Annotated in this window: 3 protein-coding genes and 1 pseudogene; 2 read left to right on the plus strand and 2 right to left on the minus strand. The window is 60.4% G+C overall.

What is annotated here, in order from left to right; all coding sequences use genetic code 11:
* Positions 1-25: 25 nt before the first annotated feature.
* A complete protein-coding gene (locus tag OLX23_RS25915) occupies positions 26-349 on the minus strand; it encodes an epoxide hydrolase N-terminal domain-containing protein (RefSeq protein WP_413629944.1) in 324 nt (107 codons plus the stop codon).
* 276 nt (positions 350-625) lie between these two features.
* On the minus strand, positions 626-1,402 hold the full coding sequence (locus OLX23_RS25695; RefSeq protein WP_264448209.1) for an SDR family NAD(P)-dependent oxidoreductase: 777 nt from the start codon (positions 1,400-1,402) through the stop codon (positions 626-628).
* Between the two features lie 75 nt (positions 1,403-1,477).
* Between OLX23_RS25695 and OLX23_RS25700 the strand changes: the two genes are divergently transcribed.
* Positions 1,478-2,200, plus strand: coding sequence for an IS6 family transposase (locus OLX23_RS25700; RefSeq protein ID WP_264448210.1), 723 nt, complete (start codon positions 1,478-1,480; stop codon positions 2,198-2,200).
* Between the two features lie 237 nt (positions 2,201-2,437).
* Positions 2,438-2,596: pseudogene (locus OLX23_RS25920) on the plus strand (transposase); the annotation flags it as partial.
* Positions 2,597-2,761: the final 165 nt, after the last annotated feature.

The following is a 2,761-nucleotide window of genomic DNA, read 5'->3' on the forward strand; positions in this document are numbered from 1 at the left end:
TACGCCGTGGCGGGATGCCTCCGGGCTACGCCCTCCGCCATCCCGCCACGGCGTAAGCGCGCATCAAACCCTGGTCCCCTATTGCACGCCGATCCCGGTCCCCGTTTGCGCGCCGATTGACACGATGGTGCGAAAATCCGTTGATCCACTTCTCGTTTTCACGCCAGTCATAGTGGCCGAGCCAGTAATCGCGTACGGTTTTCATGAACGGCAGGCTCGTCCCCAGCGCCCATGCAGGGCCGTCATGGGCTTGAGGCCACCTGACCTTCGAGAGCCGATCTCGAAGATCGTCTAGGACAGCATCCGAGACCTCGAGCTTAAAAGGTTCAGGTTGGTTCATCGAGATCATCTTCCACAGGCGTGACGTGGCTGCACTTCGTCCGACGTGCGGACAAACTTTGTTTTCGATCAGTTTCGCAACTTCGCAGTTTTGCAGTTGGCAGCGCAAGTCGGTTGGTTGCCCGGGGCTTTGTCAGAGCAAGGGGGGCCGCCAAGCCGCTTGTTGTTAGCAGGCGCGGATGCCGCGAAATCTTTAGCCCGCTCTCTCCTAAGAAATGAGCGCGCGTTGAGGCTGTCGGTAGCGAGCGATGCAGGCTGATGGGGGAAACGCCCTTGAGTGCGACAGTCAGACTTGCCCGTGACCTCCATCAACAAACAATTCTGTGCCATTGACGAAACTGGACGCACTCGTGGCGAGGTACAGGGCAGAGCAGGCAATCTCTTCACATTGTCCTACCCGCCCCATGGGCACGACCTTTGCTATCCTGGCAAGCAGCGCGGCTTCCTCGCCCGGCGCCGCCATGGACATCAAGCTGCGCGTCTCCACAGGACCCGGGCTAAGTACGTTGACCCGGATGTTGCGGTGCCGAAGTTCGAGCATCCAGCTTCGCGCTAAGCTGCGCAACGCTGCCTTGGTGGCGCCATAAAGACTTTGCGACGGCATGGCCCGCGTCGATGCGCTGGAGCCGACAAGGATAACCGATGCATTGTTCGACAGTAGGGGCAATGCCTTCTGAACGGTGAACACGACACCCTTCACATTTAGCCCGAAGGTCGCATCGTAGCTCTGCTCGGTTATGTCGCAGAGCCGGGCAATCTCACCGGTCCCGGCGTTTGCGACCAGCACGTCAAGGCGGCCTGCGGCCGCCTTGACGGTCTCCATCACGCGATCGAGATCGGTGAGAGAAGCCGCATCGGCTACGATGGCGTGGGCACGCGGGCCGATATCTGCAACCGCCGTCTCCAATTCGCTCTTGCGTCTTCCAGTGATGAAAACGCAGGCTCCTTGATTTGCGAAACACTTGGCAATGGCGAAACCAATGCCCTGGCTCGCCCCAGTCACCAAGGCAACCTTGTCGGCAAGGGCGCTTTCCGAAAAATCGTGCATCGCAGATTTGGTCAAAAGTCTGTTCCTGGGGCCTAAGGGGTCTGTCAGACCAACGTCGCACGTCCGGCGGCCCCTTGCTACCAGCCGCGGATGCCGCGCAAATCTCGAGCCCTGCCGCCCAGCCCCTTTCGACGCTTCAACTCCTCGCCCGAGGTAATCCGGCTGGTGGTGCTCATGTACGTTCGGTTTCCGCTCTCACTACGCAACGTAGAGGACCTGCTCTTCGAGCGCGGCATCGACATCTCTCACGAGACAGTGCGGTTCTGGTGGAACAGGTTCGGCCCGATGTTCGCCGCGGACGTTCGCCAACAGCGGGTCAGCCGAATGCGCGGGTATCGCCAGTGGCGTTGGCACCTCGATGAGGTCTACGTGAAGATCAACGGTGAGACCCACTACCTCTGGCGAGCAGTCGACCAGGAGGGCGAGGTCCTGGAGAGCTACGTCACCAAGACCCGCGACAAGGCAGCCGCCCTCGCCTTCATGAAGAAAACGCTGAAGCGCCATGGCTCACCCGAGGCAATCACTACCGACGGGCTGCGCTCGTACAAGGCGGCGATGAAGGAGCTTGGCAACGAGGCCAAGCAGGAGATCGGCCGCTGGGCTAACAACCGGGTCGAGAACTCTCACCTGCCCTTCCGACGACGCGAGCGAGCGATGCTGCGGTTCCGGCAGATGAAGAGCTTACAAAAGTTCGCCTCGGTTCACGCCAGCCTGCACAACCACTTCCAACTCGAACGCCACCTCGTCGACAGAACCACCTTCAAGCAGCGCCGCTCAGCCGCCTGGACTGAGTGGCAGAACCTTGCTGGCTAGAGCACGCAGCTCTTTGACATAGCCCTGCCCGCCAGAGAGCGGTTCGCATTAGACTGACACCTCCAGTCGATCGTCCGGCTGCATGGCGGGCGTCTCAAAACGAAAACAGGGGTGGGTAAGCTCGCCATTGGCATCGAGGACCAGTTGGAGCGTCTGAAGGCTGACGGGCTCGATGTAGATGCCGATGTTAGGCCGCTGATCTCGATTGCGGAAACCCTGCGGTCGCATATTGCCGGAATGGACAAGCGCCTTCGCACCATGGCCGCCGCTCATCCGGTTTGTTCCAATCTTCTGACAGTGCCGGGAGTTGGCCCGATCACTGCCCTGTCCTTCTACAGCGCCATCGGCGACCCTTCGCGCTTCCAACGGGCCCGCGACGTCGGGCCCTATTTGGGGGCACCTCAAGGTTCGTTCGCCAGACAACGCTAAGCCGGAGATGTCTCTGAAACTCTGCAATAACCTTTTTGCATGCCTGCCCCATTGCGCGGGTCTAGCCTGACCGATTGGGGGGTCATTCCGACTCAGGCGGGGTACGACATGGCGCGGCGCAATTTACTGACG

The sequence above is a fragment of the Novosphingobium sp. JCM 18896 genome (genome assembly GCF_025938095.1).
In the GTDB taxonomy this organism is placed as follows: domain Bacteria; phylum Pseudomonadota; class Alphaproteobacteria; order Sphingomonadales; family Sphingomonadaceae; genus Novosphingobium.

Coding starts and splice junctions, on each gene's coding strand:
- OLX23_RS25700 (WP_264448210.1), top strand. CDS start 1,478: ATGCCGCGCAAATCTCGAGCCCTGCCGCCCAGCCCCTTTCGACGCTTC.
- OLX23_RS25915 (WP_413629944.1), bottom strand. CDS start 349: ATGATCTCGATGAACCAACCTGAACCTTTTAAGCTCGAGGTCTCGGAT.